Genomic DNA, 22,030 nt, shown 5'->3' with positions numbered 1-22,030 from the left:
ATTACCGTAAAACTGCCGCGCTACTTGCTCAATAGAGTGGCCTCAAAGGAGCTGGGTGAAAGCTTAATGAACCCTGGATTAACTTTGAACTGATAGTCGCAATGCGACTATCAGTTCAATTTTGCCGTTAAACGATTAAGGTGGATTTGACGCCCTATATAACATATTCCCATAGTAAATAGAGGTATACTTAAACAAAATCACCCAGGGATGCACTGCAATTACAGCAGTCGGGCCTTTCAGCCAAAGGAAAATATCATGCTGTCTTTTTCCATTCGCAAGCCAACTCGTATTATTTCTCTCGCTTTCGCGCTGGCACTCTATAGCGTGTCTTCATCTGGCGGACTCAATGTCCCTACCTACCTTCTCACCAAGGAGGATGCCGCGACAGTCTATGAAGAACTTCCTTTGTTTCAATCAGGTTTGTGGTGGTCACGTCATCACAACGGTCATGGCCTCGATATTCAATTCGCTGAAGATATTGTATTTATCGTTTTGTATACCTATAGCCGCGACCGCAAGCCGATTTGGTATACCGCACAAGCTGAACTCGTTGATGGTAAGTATGAGACAGACCTACTGTTGCACAGCTGGAATACTGAAACGGAAAAATACGAAGGCTTTGTTAAAGAAGGGAAGATTAGCTTTGAGGTAAACAACCCTATATCCATAAGCGCCAATATTGAAGTACAAGGTGGCAGTACTGCACTAGAACTAGAGCCTTTCGCTCAGAGTAATATAAGTGCAGAAGAACCAAAAACGGGCTTATGGTTTAACCCTCAAAATTCCGGCTATGGTTTTACTTACGTAGAGCAGCAACGCTGGCAGTTCGGTCTCTACTATTATTATGATGAGGCCGGTGCACCGACCTGGCTTTATGGCAGCAATGGAGGGGTAAAACCTGATATTGAACTGCTTAAGTTTGATGGCAGATGCTTTAGCTGCGCCGGTACTGCACCGACTGGCACCAAGGCAGGTAGCGCTAACTTTAGTTTTAGTCAGCAAAAACGGGGACAGGTTCGCATCCAACTGGAACAAGAAAGCCCTTGGGCTTTGAATAACTCCCCTATTCATATGCTGTCTGAGGCGGAGAGCGAGAGACCTTCTTTTTTCAAACTTAGCCGTTTCAATGAAAGTGAAGGCCTTGCGCAGTATCTAAGGGATGGATACTCCAGTTTAAGGCCGAGAATACATGCAGATTTTTCACCTGCCCCACCCGCCAGTAATACGAGCTCTGCAGTTTCCAGCACAAACTTACAAGAACAGGGCGTTGATGAAATCGATTTTATCAAAACCGATAGCCACTGCGCCTTTACCTTTCCCAGCGACAAAAACAATAGTATCGCCAGCTATTCGCTGAATGATGACGGCAGCATTGCCTCAAAAGAGTGGTTTACGAAAACACCTTTTCAAGCCTCTAGTGAAGGCGAAACAATTTCAAACCCCAATGACTTTGGTCTCTATCTAAATGACTCTCATGTCGCGACGGTAAGCTCCAGTTATTTGCAACATTACGGTGATGCCTGGCAACAAGATGAAGTCTGGCAAGGCGGTCACAGTTATGTAGACGTTTACGAGCGGGATGAATGTAACTTAAAAGACCCTCAGCGTATCGCATTATCCGGTTATGCTATTAGTAGCCGCCGTATAGACGATAATCTCTATGTACTTTGGCGCAGTGTTACCAATGTGAATGTAAGCTGGGACCCAGCGCAAAAGCAACAACTGAAAACTGCTTTAGCTGAACTAAGCCTGGAAGAATTGGTACCTCAAGTCAGACCAGCAGAAGGCGAATGGCAGGCCGCGCTGAATAAGGACAACACATACGTGCTGGCCGGCAAGCGATACCCTGCAAGTAATTTCATGATGCTGACTCGTATAAGCTTAAGTGACCCCCAGAACATTAAAACCGTCGCCTTAGCAGGACATTTAGAAACCGTATACATGTCTACTAATGCAGCATATCTTGTCACCAGTGCTGATAGCTACCGCAGTGGAGCTCCAAACAGCTTCTCGTCTTATTCCTATAGCACTCAAATTCATAAGGTAAACTTGGATCAGGAGCTTAGCTATGCTGGCAGCGGCAGCGTCGATGGTTATCTCGATGAGCATTCAGATCTAGCGTCCTTTAGGCTAAGTGAAAGCAAGGGTGACCTCGCTGTCGTCACGCAATTTACCGAGCTTGGGATTAGCCGATATAAACTATCGATCTTGACGCCTTCAGAGAAGAGAGAAGGTTTTTTAACGTATAAAGCCTATTTACCCAGTCTCGCAAAACCTGAACCACTAGGCAAACCAAACGAACGCTTAGAAGCCACTCGCTTTGTCGGCAATAAAATGTACGCCGTCACTTTTGAAAGAATCGACCCACTCTATGTTGTCAATTTAGAAGATCATAAGGCTCCGTTTATTGAGGGCGTATTGGAAGTACCAGGGTTTTCAGAGTATTTGCACCCACTGCCCAATGACAAACTTCTAGGGGTGGGCCGCGCCGCCGATGCCTTTGGACAGGAAACCGGAAATCAACTCAGCTTATTTGACATCAGCAACGCCAAACAACCTACCCTACTTAAGCTCCTAGAAGTTGGGGGTAAAGGTAGCACAAATGCGGTTAGCAAAAGTCATCACGCTTTTAGTATGTTAGAGAAATCTGCACAGCGCCCCGCTCGATTTGCCATACCTATGGTCTTAACCCGAGGAGTTCTAAGGCAAGCCAGCGGTCTGGTTGAATTTGAATTTAATGATGATTACTCGGATTTCGACAAGGTAAGTGAGCTCATCACCTACGAGGGTGAATTTGTAAGCAGCATATCATCAAACAAATTTTCGGCAGCACTGCGAGGTCGATCAACGCTGTTTGAGAATCGCGTATTGTACTATGAGGGTGGCCGTTTATGGGGCGCCGACTGGGGCGATAATATCCCAGATTATGTTCCGGATGCTGATTAATTCAAGGGCGCTAGGTGCCCTTTCTATGCTTGATCTAAATCCTAAACATCTAGCTTATTAGGCAAGCTGATCGAAACTCTAAGGCCACCACGATAATTGTCTAAGCTCATCTGCCCTTGATGAGCTTCAACAATTTCTCGACACAAAGCCAAGCCAATACCGGAGCCTAAAGGCTTGGTAGAATAAAATGGCAATAGAGCTTGCTCCATAACTTCGCTACTCATACCCCCACCTTGATCGATAACCTCGATACGGGTGCCCTGCTGTAGCTCTTTAAAACGTATCAAAATTTTATCTGACTCAGAGCCCGATTCATGAGCGTTTTTAAGCAGATTGACTAGCGCTTGTTGCAGCTGTGCATTATCAGCTTCTAGCTCCCAATCGGGAATACCATCTGGGCAGCTAAATTGAAAATGTTCTTGTAGTTGTTGCACAAAACTGTTCCAGCTCAAGGGCGATAATTGAGGTTTCGGAAGACGAGCAAAGCTGGCATAGCGCTGAATAAACTCATGCAGTGAGCCGACTCCAGATTCTATACGCTTCAATACCATTGCCAAGCGCTCGTGATCATCACGCTCCAGTAGAGTTTGGCAAGAATGCGCCATGGAAGAGATAGGCGCAAGAGAATTGTTAAGCTCGTGGCTTATTACTCTAATAGTCTTCTTCCAGCTTGCCGCTTCTTGGCGATTAACTTCACGGGTAATGTCTTTTAATAAGTGCAAACGATGACTTTGTCGATCAATGCTAAATTCGCTGCATAGATAATGAAAACTGCGCAAGCCACTTATCATATCGGCTTGATCCGACTTCTCTCCTTGCTCGCTTTCCAAGGACTGATCTTGTTGATGTTTAGCATTTAGCAGCAAACTAAAAAAGGTCTCTCGCCCTTGTAAAATAACTCTAGAGAACTCCTCTCCATCATCACCTTTGCTTTCACTTAAAGCTTCAACCAGATGAAGTCCTTCACAACGGCGCCCTTGAAATAATAAGGCTCTTGCGGCGGCATTCGCGAAGAAAATATGCCCGCTCGAGCCACATAAGATCATCGCCACCGGCGAGGTTTCTATCATGGTATCAAGCATTAGCTCGCGCTGGTAAATACTTTGACGCTGGCTACGAAGATCGCTAAAGCTGCGATTCATGCGCTGAACAATAGCCTGCATCTCAGGCAGCTCAGCCTTGGGCATGGAAACGCTAAAATTGGCATCGCTTAAGTTTAACAGCGCCACCTCCAGGCTTGATATATCCTTGGCAATACGGCTAGACCATCGCCATGCCACAGCAAGCATCAACAAGAATAATACTGACAACACGATGGCCATCAACCAAGGCATATGCACTAAATAGACGACACAGATTGCCGTTAATAGAGAACTTAATAACACACAACAAACAAGGCTGTACCACAGGCGTTGACTCAAGGTCTTTGGCAAAATTGACATGAATGCGATTCCAGCGCGCGTTAAATTAATGGCTTATTATTCTAGCTAGAGCTATGACTAAACTCAGGGTATATCTCAGCTTGATTCTGATTTGGATAATCGGCGATATAAAGCTTGTCTCGAAATCCCTAAATGACGAGCCGCACGCGATACCACCCCACCATGCTCATCCAAGGCTCGCTGAATGTCTTCAATGCTTAAATCTACCGCACTTACGCTTAGGTTTCCATCGGCTTGCAAGTCAAAATCTTCTAGCTGAAGCTCGCTCGATTGCTGTAATAACAAAGCTCTTTGAACTTTATTGCTAAGCTCACGAACATTTCCAGGCCAAGCATATTGCTTTAAGGCTTGTTTGGCGGTTTGCGCGATGCTTCTGTCCACTGCACCCGCCAGCGAGATGAAATGATTCAATAATGGAATAATATCTTCAGGCCGCTCGCTAAGTGGCGGTGATTTAAGCTCAATAACATTTAAGCGATAATACAAATCTTCTCTAAAGTCACCGCGCTTGATTGCTGCAGGAAGGTCTTCATTAGTGGCTGTAATAACTCGCACATCAACCTTGCGGGTTTGCGAGCTGCCCACTCGTTCATATTCACCTGATTGCAACACCCGCAGCAACTTTTGCTGCCCTTCTAAAGACAGATTACCCATTTCATCAAGGAATAAAGTACCACCATCGGCAGTTTCAAAACGTCCAATACGAACCTTATCTGCACCGGTATAGGCGCCCTTCTCTGCGCCGAAAAGCTCTGCTTCAATTAGATCAGCCGATAGCGCACCCACATTTACCTTAACAAAGGGTTTATCGCTGCGACGAGAGTTAGCCTGTACAACCTCAGCTATTTTCTCTTTACCTGAGCCGTTAGGCCCAGTGATAAGCACGGGCACATCAGTAGGGGCCACTTGTATGGCCATATCCATCAGGCGTCGCATAAGGGGGCTTTCAACGATTGCGCCGCAGAGATTAGCTGTTGAGAGCTGATCATCAACCTCGCCTTTTACCGAAAGTTCAGAGTCCTGTTGAGCGTGCAGTTGCGTATTCTCTTCTCGCAATTCCGACATTTCGAGCAGATTACGAATGGTGATGAGCAACTTACTATCATCCCAAGGCTTGCTGATGTAATCAGCCGCACCGGCTTTCACCAACTCTACGGCCATACTGAGATTGGCCCAAGCGGTCATTAAGATAATCGGAAGATCCGGCTGTTGCGCACGGATATCATAGAAAAGCTGTTGCCCTTCACCGCCAGAGGTGGTATCCGCTTTGAAATTCATGTCCTGAATGACCAGCTGAATACTTTCTTGAGAAAGCATCTCTAGAGCGGTATCAGGGCATTCGACAAAGCGAACTTTATAATCATTTAGCTCTAACAATAAGCTAAGCGCTTCACCAATGGCCGGATTGTCATCAACAATCAAAATCACAAGCTTTCCTTATTATTCTCACTAGTATTCGGGCTAACAAAAGTAAGGGGGCAAATACCCCCTATTGGACGACATTACATACGGAAAGTTACACTGTTCGAGTCGCAATTGCCGGCGATACTTTACTGGCCTTTAGCGCGGGTAACAATGTTGCAAACTGGCTGATAAAAAGCAAGCTTGCGGCCGCCACAAAGACATAAACTAACTCTAGCCTTGCCAGCTCATAGGTTTGCAATAGGTACTGATTTAAGGCGTAGGCCATTCCTGAGCCCACAATCAAGGCAAGTGCCGTAATCGCGAAGTTCTCGCTTATAAAATATGCAAGAATATCTCGCTTGCTGGCGCCCAGTGCGCGTCGGGTTCCAATCTGCTTTTTACGATTGGCCACGGTAAAGCTTACCAAGCCCGCGACACCTAATGCGGTTACCAGTAACAATAAAGCCACAACACTCAGCAACAACACAACCATTGCCTTGTCGCGTCGATAAGCATCGGCCGCCATTTCGTCCATGGTTTCGATTTCAGTGATCACACGCTGATCATTCAAACCCACCATGGTAGCTTCGAGTTTCTCTTTCACCTGTTCAATGCGATCTTGATCCACTCGAATAGCAAGATAGCCACTGGTTCTGCGCTCTGCCGTTAAGATGGTGTGATCGGCTTCAGTCGCACGTGCTCCAGGTCGCAGCAGTTGGCGATAAACCCCAACAATCGTTAACTCACGTCCACCTAGGTAGAGTTGCTTGCCTAAGGCGCTTTCTTCTGGGAAGTAAAGCTTAGCAAGAACTTCACTTAACATCATGGTACGAGTTTTGGCAATCGAAATCGCGTCGGAAGTGATGGTATCTCTATCATCCAACCAACGTCCTTCGAGCAAATCTAAACCAAGCGTTTCATGAAAATTCGCATCTGAACGATAATATGAAGGGCTGTGAGGGCAGCCATCATCACTGCTCTCCTGTTCAAAACACAAGGTACTAGTATTGTTATTGCCACCAAGGGGCATTGAGTTTGAGTAACTTACACTCTTAACACCAGGGATTTCCAATAATGTCTTACGATCAATATCGGCTTGGGCGGCTTTATCAACGGCCTTGCCAAAATAAAACACTCTTGCAGCAATAACTTCTTCATTTACCACACCGGTATCACGACTCATCTTTTCAACACGTTCGTTCACCATATAAAACATATTACTGGCGATGGCTAAGGTAAGCGCTATTTGAATAGCAATAAGTAAAGCGCCCGTAGGGTTACGCAGGGTACTGCGAAAAATAGGTCCGAATGCCATGATGTACTCCTATTGGGCCTTTAAGAAGATGGATGGATTGCTATTGCATACACGCAGCGCCGGCAGTATTCCGGTAAGCAATGACGCTAGCAAAGACAGTAGTAATGCGCCGATAAACAAGCTGAAATCTAAACGCGCAATATCGGTGCCGTATAGTTCACGCACAGCCCATAAGCCTATTGAAGCTAGCAGCAAACCCACTAAGCCACCAAAGAAGCCCAACATGCCAACTTCAACTAAATACTGGGAAAAGATCTGGCCCTTGCTTGCACCTAAGGCACGGCGGACACCCGCCTCGTTCATCTTGCGCATAAATTTGGCCAACAGAAGACCAACGGCGTTTACCAAGCAAACTAAGAGAAACAACAAACTCATGCCCACCATCACGCGATTATCTTCACTGATAACCTCGTTATAGTTCAGCCAGGTTTCAACATCCTTAATATCGCCACGAGGATTCTGGTTGGCAAAGCGACCTAACTCTCTTTGTTGCTCCACATAGCCTTTCAAGAACTCTTTGTATTGAGCTTTAGCGGCTTCGTTATCAAGCTGGGTCCAAAAAACCTGCCAGACATACTCGCTTTTTAAGATGTCTTTAAAGCCATTTACCTCTTCTGGCTGCCACCCACTAATGTTTCCCATAGGAAAGGTTTCTAGTTGTTCCACCAGGGAATATGGAGCAAAGACGCCAGCTCCCTCTCGTGGAAAATAACCTGTTGTCAAATCATAGTAAGCCGGCTGTGGATTGAAGTCCTCGTAAACACCAGCGACTGTGAATTGCATAATGCCATCAAGCATCGCAAAGGTTTTACCGACGCTGTTTACCTCACCAAAAATCCACTCACTTAAAGCCTTGGAGATAACCACTTGGTTTTCTGGCTGCTCATCTACAGATTGAGACCAAGGTCCTCCGTGAAGAAATTTCACATCAAACATTGAGAAGAAATCTCTATCAACGAACCTTCCCGCAAAATCGTTGCTAGGAGCGACGCCTTCACGCTGGCTAACCACTACGGTCATAAACTGATAAATTGGGGTGCTAGGGAAGCTTAAGTTAGCCTCTCGCAAGTTTTTCACATCCTGATGAGTAAGCTGACGAGGAAAGCCATCCGACATGCCCCAGGTTTCCATATCATTACCATAGGCCGCCAACTGTACTGCGTGTAGCTTTTCTGAACGATCGCCAGCCGGGTTGTGCGCCATTGCCTTGTAATAGCTGATCATGGTCATGGACGCACCAATACCCAAGGCAATCGCCATAATAATCAACAGGCTCAGTGCAGGTGTTTGTAAAATATGCCGCCAGGCAAGTTTGCAGTAGTAAGTAAACATATGCTGCTCCTATACCTTTATTTAAACCGCTTGGGCTAGCTGTTGCTGATCGCTTACTTGGCCATCAATGATTTGGATATTGCGCTGGGCACGACGAGCCAAACTCGGATCGTGTGTCACCATAACAATCGTAGTGCCTTCAGAGTTGATCTCTTCCAATAATTCCATCACTTGACGTGCCATTAAGGAATCCAAGTTCCCAGTTGGCTCATCCGCCAGTAGAAAACGTGGTTCTCCTGCTAAAGCTCTAGCAATTGCCACGCGTTGCTGCTGACCACCGGAAAGCTGTGATGGCAGATGCTTGGCTCGCGCGGCAAGCCCAACACGCTCGAGCGCATAATTAATACGCTTTTTTCGTTCCGCTGCAGAAAAACCACGATATCGCAGTGGCACATCAACATTATCAAACAAGTCTAAATCTGGAATAAGATTAAAACTCTGAAAAATGAAACCGATTTTCTGATTACGCAACTGAGAACGCTGACGATCATTTAAACTTGCTACATCTTCGCCATCCAAAAAGTACTCGCCGCTATTAAAGGTCTCTAGTAAACCCGCAATATTCAAAAACGTCGTTTTACCTGATCCCGATGGCCCAGTGACGGTCACAAACTCACCTTCAGCAACACCTAGATCAAACTCTCTCAAAGCATGAGTTTCGATAAGGTCGGTGCTAAATACTTTTGATATTTTGTTCATTCTCAGCATGGTAATTCCTTCTTATTCTTCAATATTCAAAATAGGGTTATGGTTTTATTCGTTTACAAACAGTGTTTCATGATCAATAAATTCATCAACCGAAGAGGTAATGATTCTGTCGCCTTGCTTTAAGCCAGAAAGAACTTCTACCTGATCGATACTGCGCGCACCAAAGCGAACAGTGGTTTTTGTCGCTATGCCATCTTCTACCAAAAACACAGCGTTATTGGCCTCGAGGTAAGAACCACGCGGCAGATATAAAGTGTTTTCTTTGCGAGCTAAACTAATACGGGCACTAAGGTGCTGGTTTTGGCGAAGACCTTGTAATTTATTATCAAGAAAAACAACTCGCGCGATCACATGGTTGTTTTGAACTTCTGGTGAAACAGAGCGCAACTCCGCAGCATATTTCTTTCCAGCGACATTAAGCTTAACGGTCATACCTGGCGCCAAGTCATCAGCAAAGGATTGTGGGATCTCTAGTTCTGCTTCATAGGCACTCAGATCTACTACCGTTAATAGAGATTGATGCTCAGCCACTTGACTGTCTTGGGTAACTAGCCAATTACCTATCATTCCTGAAACAGGTGAGCGTAATTCAAGCTCTTGCTGCTTACGGCGGAGTTCATCTACCACCAGCTGCTGTTTCGCCAGAGAAACCTTGCTCGCCTTGAGTTCAAAATCGATCATATCCGAACTTATATTGGCTTCACGTTCGGCATTTTTTAAATCCAGTTCAGCCTTATGAAGATCATCTTTGGCCTTGGCATAATCAAACTCTGATACCACCTTAATATTGAAGGAAGCCTCTGCTCGTTGCAGCTCACGAGCCGCAGCACGATGATTAACGCGACTGAGGTCCAGTGTTTTATTCAAAGCCAATTTGCGCTGCTCGACTTCAAGCTTCATACGCTCTAAATCCAACATGGAGCTTTCCAAGCGGTTTTCTTCTTGCTTGAGTTGATTATCGAGAACTGGGCTGCTGATATTGGCAATTAGCTCACCCTCGGCAACCTTATCACCAGGCTTTTTCAATAGGCGAACGCGGCCGGTTGCGGCGCTATACAAGGCCGGAGAATGGCTGGCTACCACACGGCCAGTGGCATTAACCGCTCTTTCAAACAGGCCCTGCTTTACCTCGCCAAAGCGTAGACTGTTAGCCGATAATGAAGCCTCTGCCTGCCATGGGCTCCAAAACCAAGTAGCTGCTGCCAAAGCCACAAGGCCAATCGGAATCCCAGCCTTTTTACCCCAGTTAGACTTAGGCTCTACCAAACGATCTTGACCAGAAGTATCTCGAATCATAAAATTTCCTTCGCTCTTTCAGGCAGTGACAAATGACTGCCAAGTTCTTACCTGTGTAACATTGATGCCTGTTATACAGTGCGTTTAGTCATCATTTATCCTAGATATATCAATCTTCGTGCCAATATTGTAAGTCGTTGTTTTAAAAAGGATATTCGATAATATCGAAGTAAACTGTCCGCCGTACAGTGTCCGTTCACTGTCCGCCACAAAAATTAAAGTGTCCGCGGACAGTCCAACTTTTACGCTCCAAAATATGCTTTTTGATGGCCGTGCGATTTTTAGGAAAAGAAGGAGAATATTGAAGCCAAGAATCAGCCCAGAGTGGATTCTTTATCGTTAGCTAAGGAATTTGGAAGCAAATAGATTGGAGGGGCGCACTACCCAAGGCTAGGATTTGTTCGTCCCTTGTTGGCCAGCTGTAAAAGGATCATCATTAGCAATGCCATAAGCGCACCCCCAATATTCGCCAACATATCACCATAGCTAAATACCCGTAATGGGCGCCAATACGCCTGGGCAGGCTCAGCGATAGTCGCTAGCACCATCACTACAAGCCACAAGCTCCAGTGCCATTGCCTTAAAAGAAGTAAGCGAAAGCTTAAGCTAAAGATAAAAAACACCCCAAAGTGCGCGATCTTGTCGGCTTCTTTAAAGGGAACAGCTATGGGTTCCGGGCGGAATAAACCATAAGCTAACAATGCGCAAAAACTTGCGAACATTAGGCAATAAAACCACTGCACATTGGCACTTCTGTAATAGCTATCTTCGCTATTCACACACGATCCTTGTTGTTAGTTGTGGTTGTTAATTGTTGTGCTTGAGTATAGACCATTTCACGATCAGGAAGATTTTCAAACCGGCTATAAAGCACTCAATGCACTTCAGATCCAGTGCATGCTTCAATAGATAGCCCTTTTAGAGACCATCGCTAAAAAACACCACGTCCTTATCAATCAACTCTATAGTCCAGCCGTAATGTTGAGCAATGTAGCCAAGGCTAAACTCATTGTAAAAGCGAATATGTGTAGGGTCGTTCTTGTAGTGCCAGCCGCCAAAGCGTTCTGGTTCAGCTCGTCGCTTGGTCATAACGGCCAGCGTACCCCCAGGCTTTAACAAACCCTTGAGAAGATCCAAAACCAGGCGTGGATGACGCACATGTTCTATCACCTCAGTCATGGTAATAAAATCGTATTGTTGTTTTAGCAGCTCAGCTTTGTGGGCATAGAATGGATCGTAATTCTCCATATCAAAGCCCTGCTCCATTGCCATCAACGATAAAGTAGGCCCTGGGCCACAGCCAAAGTCTAAGCCTTTTGCCCCTGGCGATAGGCGATTGATTAAAGGCTCTAAGCAGCGATTTAAAAACTGTCTGTAGCCTAGATCTTCAGCTTGATTTTGATGCTTATCGTACTCTGCTTTTTCTTCTGCTGGGCTAAGTATATCCGCCTCGGCGACATATACTAGCTCACAGTGCTGGCACAGCCAGTAGGGTCGTTTTTTATCCTGATAAAACTCAATGGTTTTATCACGGCTACATAAAGGGCAAATCATTTGTGCTTTCCATTGCGTTGTATGTTGCTTTTTCTATTGCTCTTTTTATTGCTAGGCTCATTTGCTTTGCAACTATTATTCACAATCTTGTTTCAATCCTGTGGCAAACAGCAATCACGGTAGCGTTTTTGACTACCGCATGAACAAGGCTGTTTTTCGCGCTGCTTTATATCCCGCACAATTTCCGCCCTATCTTGCTGATAGAAGTCTTCCAAGACTTGGTATAACACAGGGTGTTTTTTTTGTAGCATTAGAGGTCGCTCGAAAAAATACTCCGAGGCAACACAGAAGAATTCCAGTTTATTACTGGCACCATAAGGATCGATATTGCTACGCCCCTTATCAATGGCACGCATTTTCTTTTCGGCCAACTCAAACCATGGCAAGGCGAAGCGGTATTCTTGCAAACGTTCTGGAAAGCCATCCATATCACCGTCAGCCATATCAATAAGATGGACGAATTCATGGATGCCTACATTTTGCTTATCATGAGGGTTTCTAAAACCTTGGTACAAGGCTGGGCGGCTCAAAGCCATTTTTCCGGCCATAGGGCCCGTGCCAACCATACCTGTATAGCGCGAATCTTTCTGGCCACACTGAAAATCATCATTAAAAGCTGCCGGTAAAAGATACACGGTATTTAAATTAAAATAATGCCAACTAGTAAAGGACCATACGGGGATAATGGCACTAGCTGCCACCAATAATTGATCTTCAAAACTGGCTATTTCTTCGCCATGGAAAACTTCAGTGGTATCCATAAACAGCAGCGCACGCTGGTCAAAAAGTGTTTTTTGCTCTGCATCTAACTGACGATAAAACTCGACATGCTGCTTGAGAAAATCACTCCACTGATTCTGCCATTGAATTTTAGGCTCCGCGGCCTTTAAGCCCAAAAAGCGCAGACTAGCATTTTTAATACGAGTTAAGATTTGACTGAACATTGTTGACCTAAGATTGAAGCTCGCGCCCATTTTAAAGCGCCAGTGTAACATAGCCTTAAGAGCGGACATGATAGCCTTAAGCGAGTAAAGGTAGCCTTAATCGTAGAGATAATTGCTTAACGAGCAAAATAGAGGGTGAGAGCTGGGGTAGAGAGAGGGAACAGAAATCTACGAAACTACTTTTTACTGAGCGGGAAAGGCTGGCGAGCACTCAACATGCTCGCCAGGAAAAACCCTTTTATTCCGCCTGGGCCTGCGCTACCGTTTGATGAATTTGCGCAACAAGTTCCGGCTCAAGCTCAAGGCGTGCGGCCAGCATATTCATATAAGCCTGCTCAGCCGCAGTATCAACCTCAATGGCCATTAATGAAGCCAGGTAAAGCTCTACGGCCTGCTCTTTATTGGCCGCTGAAGCAACTAAGCTATCAATATCCAAAGGCTTATTAAGTTGATCCAGCACAAAAGCCTTGGCTTGCGTGTCTAAACCCAACTCTTCAATTTTTCCGAAAATCGCCTGATGCTCAGCGCCGTCAATTTGCCCATCGGCCTTTGCCGCCGCAATCATGGCACTGATTAACATGGCTGAAAAATCTTGTTGGCCTTGGCTATTATCCGGCAATGCAAACGCCGAGTTCTGAGGCACAGCCGGTACTTCATGCTGATTGACCACTTCAAGCGCATCATTGCTATGGTTTACCGTGTTGCTAGGCTGATTGGCGGCAGGAGGTTGCGTAGCTTGGCCAGGCGCCTGTTTTTGTGACTGGTAGTTGTTATAAGCTTTGTAGGCCAAGCCGGCTACTAAAGCCATACCGCCGTATTTCGCTGCTTTTTTGGCCATCTTGCGGCCTTTCTTAGAGCCCAGCAAATAGCCCGCAAGGCCACCGGCTGCGGCACCACCAGCAAAACCACCGCCGCTACTACCGAGCATTTGCTTGCCCTGTTGCAGTAAATCGCCCTTGCCCGATGAGGAATGAGAACCCCCTGCTCCTAGCAGTTGATTCATAATTTTTGCGGCATCAAACATATTGGCTCCAAGTCTATAATTCACAAAGAATATAGCATTGCGCTTAAGCCAAGCTCAAGCACGATGCCATACCCTTTGTTAGACGAGGCTAAAACTGATAACGCACTTTCACCCAAGTTTGGCGACCTGGCTCATTGACCCTAACCGCATCCGGGTTGAATGGATCAGAGTTGGCACTGTTGACGTGGTAGGCATAGGTTTTATCACTAAGATTTTCGATACCAGCCTCTAGCAATAAGGCCTCAGTAATATTCCAGTGGCCATAAACATGCAAAACACCAAAGCCGGCACTTTCTTCGTTTACATCAACATCTGGATCAAAATGTGTTTGCCTCGAAGCCACTAACCACTCAGCTCCTAACGCCCAATCACCTGCTTGATAATCGACATTGATACGTGCTTCCAGAGGCGCTATTTGTGCTAAGTCGCCGTTATCGCCTTCGCCACGAGTATAGGAAACGCCAGCTCGCGCGCTGAAGGCACTGCTAAACTGCCATTTGGCATCTAGCTCGGTGCCATAGATTTCAGCATCGATATTGCGATACAAGGTGGCATTATCCTGTTTGAACTGCTCAATATAATCACTTACATCGTTATAAAAAGCGGTAGCACTCCATTCCAATTTACCACTGGATTGCTGCAAGCTAAGGTCGAGTTGATGGTGAGTTTCCGCGTCGATATCTGGGTTGCCTACCCAAAAACGGCCCATTGCTGAACGTGCTATCCATTGCTCGGTTACGTCTGGGCGACGTACTGAGCGACTTAGATTGGCATTAAAACGGCGACCTTCATCCAAGTCGACATCCCAGCCCAATACGGCGCTGATTGCAGTATCGTCTTTGCGTTCAGGGCTTGCTTGATAGTAGTTTGCGTATAAGCGGCTCGGCGTTGTTGCGCCCATCATTCCAGTACTTACATTGGCTGTTTGCGCACTGCTCTCGTAATCATCCACGCGCAACCCCAAACGCAGGCTTGAGTGATCATTAAGCTGATAATCCAATTCACTGAATACACCCCACTGGCGCTGTTCAACATCGGGCCACATACGTGCCACCAACATATCCAAGCTACCGTTTTTGCCAGCATCCATGTATAGAGTCGCGAGCCTATCGTTCGCTTGATAGTCCACACCCACTCGCCACTGACTGTTTTCAGATTCGATAGTACTTAAAAAGCGCCCACCCCATGTATCTGAAGCCGAAGGTGCCGCCATCCCATTAGGCATCATATTGCGATTGCGTACGGTATAGTTATCCATCAGGTGTTCGACATCACTGCGATAGATATTGGCTTCCATGTTATCAATAAAGCCGAGTGCGGCATCGTGGGTCCATTTAATGGTGGTGCTGCGAGAATCAGCAAATACCGCATCCATACCATTACCCGCGTACCAAACATCTCCCTCGCGGCTATCTTCGTGACTAATCTCAATGATATCGTTGGCGGTAATATCCCACGCCGCCACTAAGCCCCAACTATCGGAATCAAAAGCTGATGCCACAATTTGACCGCTGCCATCTTCATAGTTTTCTGAGCGCTTACGGGCTGCAAAAACACGAACATAACCTTGATCACCGCCAGCCGCCAGATCGATACCTTGGTGCTGCAGCTCTGAATTGCTGGTGTAACCTGCCTTTACATGACCTTGAATGGCACCATCGAGAAATTCAGGGCGCAGATGCTCAAACAATAAAGTGCCACCGCTGCCACCACTGCCATGAATCACAGAACGATGCCCTTTAATGACCTGCACGGAATCAAAACTATCCACCCCCACATAAGTACTCGGTGGATCCATGCGCCCAGGGCATGCGCCGTAGTTGAAAGCACCATTACTAATGATGTTTAAGTTCGCTTGGCTTTGACCGCGAATAATAGGCTCAAAACCTCGACCGCCTCGGCGCAAGGCTGTCATACCAGTGACCGATCGTAAAAGCTCTCCAGCGTCATGGGTGGGGCGAGTAACTGGCGCCTCGCTCAATAGTGTTTCGCTGTCGACCTTTTGGAGCTTCTCAGCCGTCACCTCAATCAATTCAATAGCCATATCGTGATTACTTTGCGTACCAGCAGCATGGCCTGTAACACTAAGTGCCGCGACAGCCATCGCCAAGCTACATGGTATAAAGCGGGACCTGGCTTTTATTTTTGATGATGACAACATAAACCTTCCTTAAATTTGTTAACGAAGCCTACCCCATAGAGCCCCGTGAAATTTGATAGAAGGATTATAAAAAGCCTGTTACTGATTAGGGATGTGTCAAATTGTCGCGCTTTGTTGCGCACCCCTTTGTTTCTAGCAGCTTATGAACATTAGCAAAGGCTTAAACGAGATAGAGTTGATTAAAATCAAATTACTGAAAGTGGTTTTAGCTGCTCTCTCAACACTACATTTCCGAAAGATTCCAAGCGCTAGCAATACCTGTTGAAAAAGATCCATATAAAGATCTCAATAGAACGTCGTGATACAACGCTTGCCCGATTAGATGCAATATCGTACTTTTATTAAGCAAAGCGATTAATCGATAAATGTTGTTACCGTGAACTACGACTGAATTTTAAGTCTTCTGAAATTCTATGAAAGTGAGTAATTATGATTACCGTACACCATCTTGAAAATTCTCAATCGATTAGAATTTTATGGCTGCTCGAAGAGCTAGGCGTAGACTATCATCTTGAACACTACAAAAGAGTGGGACCGCAGACTTTAGCCCCGGACGAATATCGTAAACTCCACACCATTGGCACCTCACCTACGATAAGCGATGGAGATGTTGTATTGCCAGAGACAGGGGCAATTATGGATTACATTCTCGATAAGCACCCTTGTTGCAAACTGCACCCAGAGACCGATAGCCCACAGCGAACACGTTATTTATATTGGATGCACGCCAGTCAAGCCAGCTTTATGCCCCTGCTGCTAGAGGCGCTGATATTTAAACGTATGGAATCTAAAGCTCCGTTTATTATTCGCCCCATCATCTCTCTCGTAGTTAACAAGGTGCGGGAGAACTATCTATGGCAACGCTACAATCGTCATATGGACTTTATGGAGGCCGAGCTAAGCCGCTCAACTTGGCTTTCTGGCGAAGAACTCACCGCAGCTGATATTGTTATGGGCTATTGCTTACAAGTTGCCGAAGTACGAACGGGAATAGATGAGAAATACAGTCATATTCATGGCTTTTTAAAACGCATGCGTGAACGCCCGGCCTACCAAAGGGCCTTAGAAAAAAACGGGCCATTTAACCCGCTAGCAGAATGATTCTAATGCGGGTAATTAAGCCTATACACCTAAAGGCAGCAACTCTAGGGCTTTAGGAGATTTGAATCCCCTTCGCTCCATACCACCGAAACCCTCTTGGTCGATGAAAGAAGACCCAGAGCCTATAGCAAGTACGCCTCACCGCCCTCAAATAGCAATTAATCGCATTTAGCTTGTAAAATCAACGGCAACTCTTCAATATTGCGGGTTTTATTTAGCCAAGTAATCTTAGCTTGCCCTAAGTTCACATAAAACAACTACCGCTGGCTAGCCACAGTCGTACAGCTAATAACAAGCATGTCACACTGTGTTGTATAAAATTGCGACCGCCCGATAAGACCTTACAAATCTCCTATGAGGATATTCCACATCATAGGCGCTTATGTATTTTGAAGACTAAGCAGCTAACCACTGCCTTGTGCGCGCCACCTAACAAATCTGCATGTTTTAACATGCTCGAATGGTGCCTAAACTATTTATGAGGACTCTATGTCACTTCTTTCTTTTAAGAGCAAGGCTGTTGCTAAAAGCCTACTTGCATTGTGTTTGAGCTTACCAATAACTCTTATGGCCAATGATGTAGAGCTGGTATACCCGCAAGCTGATGATTTTGGTGATGTATTACCAATCAGCGCATCGGTTGAAGCACTACAACACTCCAAACTAGCAACACAACAAGCCGGTTTACTGTCCGAGCTTTATGTCGAAGTGGGTGATTCTGTCCAAGCTGGCGACATCTTACTCAAGCTCGACGACCAGCTTGCTAAGTTAGAAGTCAATCAAGCCCAAGCCAGTTTAAAGGCTGCACAGGTGGCCAAGGATGAAGCCGAACGTTTGCACAAAGAACTGAAAGCACTAGCCAGTAAAAAGTTCGTCGCGGCAACTCAAATTAGTGAACGCCGTGCGCAACTGGCACAAAGCCAAGCTGAATTGAGCAAACAAAAAGCCGCCCTAGCCATCAAACAAGAAGAGCTACGACGTCACAGCTTGAGAGCACCTTTTAACGGTGTTATTGCACAACGACAAACAAATATTGGCGAATGGGTAAATCAGCAGAGCACAGTAATGAGTTTGGTTCAGCAGGATGCATTGCGCCTGCGTTTAGCGATTCCACAGGAGTACTTCACTCAAGTTACACTGGGCGCCCCTGTGGAAATCCACTCTGACCACGGGAAGGTTTCTGTATTCAGTGCCAGCATCGATCGCGTGGTGCCGATTTCAAATCAAAAGTCCCGCACCTTTGAAGCCTTTGTCACCATTCCAGCTTCGGCCGGCTTAACTGTAGGTATGTCAGCCACAGTGAACATAGCGCTAATTGAACAAGAAAACCTGCGCCTCTGGTTCCCAAAGAGTGCCATCAAGCAGCACCCAGATGGAGGGGCTAGCGTTTTCGCGGTACAAAATAATCGAGCGAAGCGTTACATCGTAAAAATCATTGAGCGTGAAGGTGACCGCATTGCCGTTAATGGAGCTCCTGCTAGCATGGCCTATGTTAGAAGCGGTGTGGAGCTACTCCAAGATGGCGACAGCCTGGATTCTAAGCTTTCTGCAACTAGCAAGGAGCCTCAGCAATGATCGCTGCCGCTGCCAATCGAGGCCTATTGGTTGCCGTTATCGTGCTTATTAGCACCATCTTAGGTGTGGTCGCTGCGCTTAAAATTCCAGTACAAATGATTCCAGATTTGGAAGTGCGGAGCATTACAGTACAAACAGGCTGGCCGGGCGCCACACCACAAGATGTCGAAAAAGAAATTCTAATCGAGCAAGAACGCTATTTGCGCAGCTTGCCCAATCTACAAAGAATGGTGTCCTATGCCGAAATGGGCGAAGCCAGTATCGAACTTGAATTTCCCTTTGGCACCAATGTTAATGACGCCTTGATTCGGGTCAATAATGCACTTAGCCAGGTGCCCTCTTACCCAGAGAATGTTGATCAACCCCGCTTATTCTCTAGCTCTTTTTCAAGCAATGCCTTCATGTTCTTTTTATTGCAACCCGTTGAAGGCAACCCTTTGCAATTAGATGTCGATCTATTGCGAGACTTTACCGAAGATTTTGTTCGTCCTCGCATGGAATCAGTAACGGGGGTATCTGAGGTACGAGTGCATGGTGGTGCCCGCCGACAGATTCAAATTAAGGTAAATGCTCAGCGTCTAGCCCAGCGCGGTATCAGCCTAGCTGAAGTTCGCAGCGCCGTACGTGATCGCAATCGTGATGCCTCAGCCGGAGATATTGAAAGCGGCAAAAGCCGTTATCTGCTTCGTGTCGTTGGTCGATTTGAACAGATTAAGGAACTGAAACAACTCATCGTGAAGCGTGAAGGCAATGCCAATATTTTGCTGCAGGATATTGCCGATATCGAGCTGGATCACTTTGAGGCTCGAGCGCTTTCCTTCGCTGATGGCGAACGTACCTTAAGACTTTCTGTAAGACGTGAAAGTGGCTCAAATGTGCTTGCCATTAAAGAGCAAATGCTACCCTTGATCGACGAGCTCAATGAACAGCTATTGGCACAAAATGGTTTGCAGTTACGCTTACTAAGTGACGACGTTAAATACGTTAAAAGCTCACTGGAAAACGTTTGGTTCAACTTAGGCCTTGGTGCTTTACTGGCCACCTTGGTCATGTACTACTTCTTGAGATCGGGCCGAGCGACTTTGGTGGGGGTATTTGGTATTCCACTATGTACCATTGCGGCCTTTATCGGTTTGCTTGCCTTTTCTAGAACCATTAACGTTATCTCGCTAGCTGGGGTAGCCTTTGCCATCGGCATGACGGTGGACAATACCATCGTGGTTCTTGAGTCCATTGTGCAGGCCAAGCAAAAAGGCCGTAATAAAATGGAAGCGGTGGTAAAAGGCGTGCAAGATGTTTGGCCAGCGGTGCTAGCATCAACGGCTACCACCGTTATGGTGTTTGCACCAATTTTATATGTAGTCGAAGAAGCAGGCCAGCTCTACTCCGATATTGCCATTGCCATCGCCGCCGCGATTATTGCTTCTATGTTAGTGGCAATTTTTGTGGTGCCGGTTGCGCTGGCACAGCTAAGTAGCCGCAGTGATCTCAAACCAAATCGTAATTACAAGCTATCACCTCGTTGGTTAGGCATGGTTAACTTTGTTACGCAAAGTAAAACTAGAGCACGATCCATGGCCACTGTAATTGCAGGCAGCATATTGATTTTAGCCTACGCACTAATGCCTGCAGCCGAGTATCTACCTGAGGGTGAAGAGCCTAAAGCCTTTTCCATGATGATTGCACCACCAGATTACAACCTAACGCAAATGGAAAATATCGCCAGTGAATTGCGCGATCACTTTGCCCAATATATCAAGCAAGATGCCGCTGCTTATCAACCAGAGTCTGACAGTATGCCACCTATGGAATACTACAGTATGACGGTATCTGCCGGACGCATTTGGTTCTTAAGTGCACCCAAAGACCCTGCATTTATTGGCGCCATGATGGATGGCATCACTAGCAAATTTAAAAGCTATGAGGGCATGCGGGCCTTCTCGTCTCGCGGTTCTATTATTTCCAGTAATGACGGTGGTACCCGAGCTGTTGCAGTCGATATTGCTGGCAATAATACCGTGGAACTATATAAGGCCGCCGAGGCTGTTTACCAACAAGCGCAGCTGGTGTTTGATGATCCACAATTAAACTCCGAGCCCCGCTCCCTGAGCTTAGACCAACCTCTTATTGAAATTAAACCACGCTGGAATCGTCTGGTCGAATTAGGCATTCGCAACCAAGACTTTAATTATGCGGTCGCTGCACTAAGTGACGGTGCCTATGTGGATGAGTTTATTCTTAATGATGACAAGGTGGATATCTTCTTGTTTAGTGGTGCCGGTACTGAGCAAAACCTGGAGCAGCTGGCAGCTACCCCTATGGTAAGCCCAAGCGGGAATGTTCTTCCGCTTAGCGCACTGGCTGACTTAATAGAGAGCAAGAACAGCAACTCGGTACGTCGAGTCGATGGTAATCGCACCGTAACGGTTTACATCATTCCGCCTCGCGAAGTGGCACTAGAAACGGCGGAAGCATTGGTGCGTGAAGAGTTGATTCCAAGCCTCTGGAAGGAAGGCAAAATTTCTCAGGGTATCAAGCTCAGTATCAGCGGTGCAGCTGATCAGCTCGAAGCAACTCGCGCCTCGCTTTCCAGTAATTTCGCAATTGCTTTGGTATTAATTTACCTACTGCTGGTAGCGATCTTTAGTCATTGGCAAATGCCTTTGTTTATCCTAGCCACCGTGCCACTCGGAATGGCTGGCGGTCTACTAGGTTTAATCGGCGCCAATGCACTCGGCAGCCTCAGCAGCGCAATTGGTTTAGCCGGCTTCCACCAGCCCTTCGATATGATCACCATGTTGGGTTTTCTGATTCTACTCGGTACAGTGGTCAATAATCCGATTTTGATTGTTGACCAAACCCGCCGCTTTATGGAGCAAGGTATTGCCGTTCGAGAAGCTGTGCGTGAAGCTGTAAAAAAGCGCCTAAAGCCAATACTGATGTCTACAGCGACCACACTGTTTGGCTTAGCGCCTTTGGTTCTTATTCCAGGAGAAGGCACGGAGCTCTATCGAGGCGTAGGTATCATCGTTCTATGCGGAATTTTGGCTTCTACTGTTTTGAGCCTAAGTTTTCTACCAGCCCTACTAATGGCTGTTATGCCAAGCAAAGGTAGCGAGCCATTGAAAACATAAAAAGGTTAACTAACATCGGGCGCGGTCCTTTGTACTAGGCTGCGCTCGAGTCTGTTTTCTTAGCTAAAAGACAACAGCCCAATATAAAAAC

General features: G+C 46.2%; 15 protein-coding genes. 4 read left to right on the top strand and 11 right to left on the bottom strand.

Annotation, left to right across the window (positions count from 1 at the left end; genetic code table 11):
* The first annotated feature begins 258 nt into the window (after positions 1-258).
* Positions 259-2,949 carry a beta-propeller domain-containing protein gene (locus tag Q1A08_RS00220; RefSeq protein WP_299767980.1) on the top strand — a complete coding sequence of 897 codons (2,691 nt, stop codon included), beginning with the start codon at positions 259-261 and terminating at the stop codon, positions 2,947-2,949.
* Positions 2,950-2,990: 41 nt separating this feature from the next.
* Here Q1A08_RS00220 and Q1A08_RS00215 read toward each other — a convergent pair whose 3' ends face one another.
* The 11 genes from Q1A08_RS00215 to Q1A08_RS00165 form a co-directional block, all read right to left on the bottom strand.
* Positions 2,991-4,391 (bottom strand): ATP-binding protein, encoded by a 1,401-nt coding sequence (locus Q1A08_RS00215; protein WP_299767977.1) that lies wholly within the window; start codon positions 4,389-4,391, stop codon positions 2,991-2,993.
* Positions 4,392-4,466: 75 nt separating this feature from the next.
* Positions 4,467-5,819 carry a sigma-54 dependent transcriptional regulator gene (locus tag Q1A08_RS00210; protein WP_299767974.1) on the bottom strand — a complete coding sequence of 451 codons (1,353 nt, stop codon included), beginning with the start codon at positions 5,817-5,819 and terminating at the stop codon, positions 4,467-4,469.
* A gap of 88 nt (positions 5,820-5,907) precedes the next feature.
* Complete coding sequence (locus Q1A08_RS00205; RefSeq protein WP_299767971.1) at positions 5,908-7,110, bottom strand: FtsX-like permease family protein; 1,203 nt, start codon at positions 7,108-7,110, stop codon at positions 5,908-5,910.
* A gap of 9 nt (positions 7,111-7,119) precedes the next feature.
* A complete protein-coding gene (locus Q1A08_RS00200) occupies positions 7,120-8,442 on the bottom strand; it encodes an FtsX-like permease family protein (protein WP_299767969.1) in 1,323 nt (440 codons plus the stop codon).
* 21 nt (positions 8,443-8,463) lie between these two features.
* Entirely contained in the window at positions 8,464-9,150 is a 687-nt protein-coding gene (locus Q1A08_RS00195) for an ABC transporter ATP-binding protein (RefSeq protein ID WP_299767966.1), read from the bottom strand.
* A 45-nt stretch (positions 9,151-9,195) separates the two neighbouring features.
* Positions 9,196-10,446 carry an efflux RND transporter periplasmic adaptor subunit gene (locus Q1A08_RS00190; RefSeq protein WP_299767963.1) on the bottom strand — a complete coding sequence of 417 codons (1,251 nt, stop codon included), beginning with the start codon at positions 10,444-10,446 and terminating at the stop codon, positions 9,196-9,198.
* A gap of 380 nt (positions 10,447-10,826) precedes the next feature.
* A complete protein-coding gene (locus Q1A08_RS00185) occupies positions 10,827-11,225 on the bottom strand; it encodes a hypothetical protein (protein ID WP_299767960.1) in 399 nt (132 codons plus the stop codon).
* 139 nt (positions 11,226-11,364) lie between these two features.
* The gene (locus Q1A08_RS00180) at positions 11,365-12,000 is read right to left on the bottom strand and encodes a class I SAM-dependent methyltransferase (protein WP_299767958.1); all 636 of its coding nucleotides are present in this window, start codon (positions 11,998-12,000) and stop codon (positions 11,365-11,367) included.
* A gap of 92 nt (positions 12,001-12,092) precedes the next feature.
* Positions 12,093-12,944 carry a zinc-dependent peptidase gene (locus Q1A08_RS00175; RefSeq protein ID WP_299767955.1) on the bottom strand — a complete coding sequence of 284 codons (852 nt, stop codon included), beginning with the start codon at positions 12,942-12,944 and terminating at the stop codon, positions 12,093-12,095.
* 238 nt (positions 12,945-13,182) lie between these two features.
* On the bottom strand, positions 13,183-13,968 hold the full coding sequence (locus Q1A08_RS00170) for a tellurite resistance TerB family protein (RefSeq protein WP_299767952.1): 786 nt from the start codon (positions 13,966-13,968) through the stop codon (positions 13,183-13,185).
* A gap of 88 nt (positions 13,969-14,056) precedes the next feature.
* The gene (locus Q1A08_RS00165; RefSeq protein WP_299767949.1) at positions 14,057-16,129 is read right to left on the bottom strand and encodes a TonB-dependent copper receptor; all 2,073 of its coding nucleotides are present in this window, start codon (positions 16,127-16,129) and stop codon (positions 14,057-14,059) included.
* A 429-nt stretch (positions 16,130-16,558) separates the two neighbouring features.
* Here Q1A08_RS00165 and Q1A08_RS00160 point away from each other — a divergent pair, with 429 nt between their 5' ends.
* From Q1A08_RS00160 to Q1A08_RS00150, 3 genes are all read left to right on the top strand, one after another.
* On the top strand, positions 16,559-17,230 hold the full coding sequence (locus tag Q1A08_RS00160) for a glutathione S-transferase (RefSeq protein WP_299767946.1): 672 nt from the start codon (positions 16,559-16,561) through the stop codon (positions 17,228-17,230).
* A 489-nt stretch (positions 17,231-17,719) separates the two neighbouring features.
* Entirely contained in the window at positions 17,720-18,805 is a 1,086-nt protein-coding gene (locus tag Q1A08_RS00155) for an efflux RND transporter periplasmic adaptor subunit (protein ID WP_299767943.1), read from the top strand.
* Positions 18,802-21,939, top strand: coding sequence for an efflux RND transporter permease subunit (locus tag Q1A08_RS00150; RefSeq protein WP_299767940.1), 3,138 nt, complete (start codon positions 18,802-18,804; stop codon positions 21,937-21,939). Before Q1A08_RS00155 ends, Q1A08_RS00150 begins: the two co-directional genes overlap by 4 nt.
* The last annotated feature ends 91 nt before the right edge of the window (positions 21,940-22,030 follow it).

Origin of the sequence: uncultured Pseudoteredinibacter sp., from assembly GCF_947500695.1 — a bacterium.
Classification (GTDB): domain Bacteria; phylum Pseudomonadota; class Gammaproteobacteria; order Pseudomonadales; family Cellvibrionaceae; genus Pseudoteredinibacter.
The sequence above is the reverse complement of the archived record's forward strand: the minus strand, read 5'-3'. Positions and strand labels throughout refer to the sequence as shown.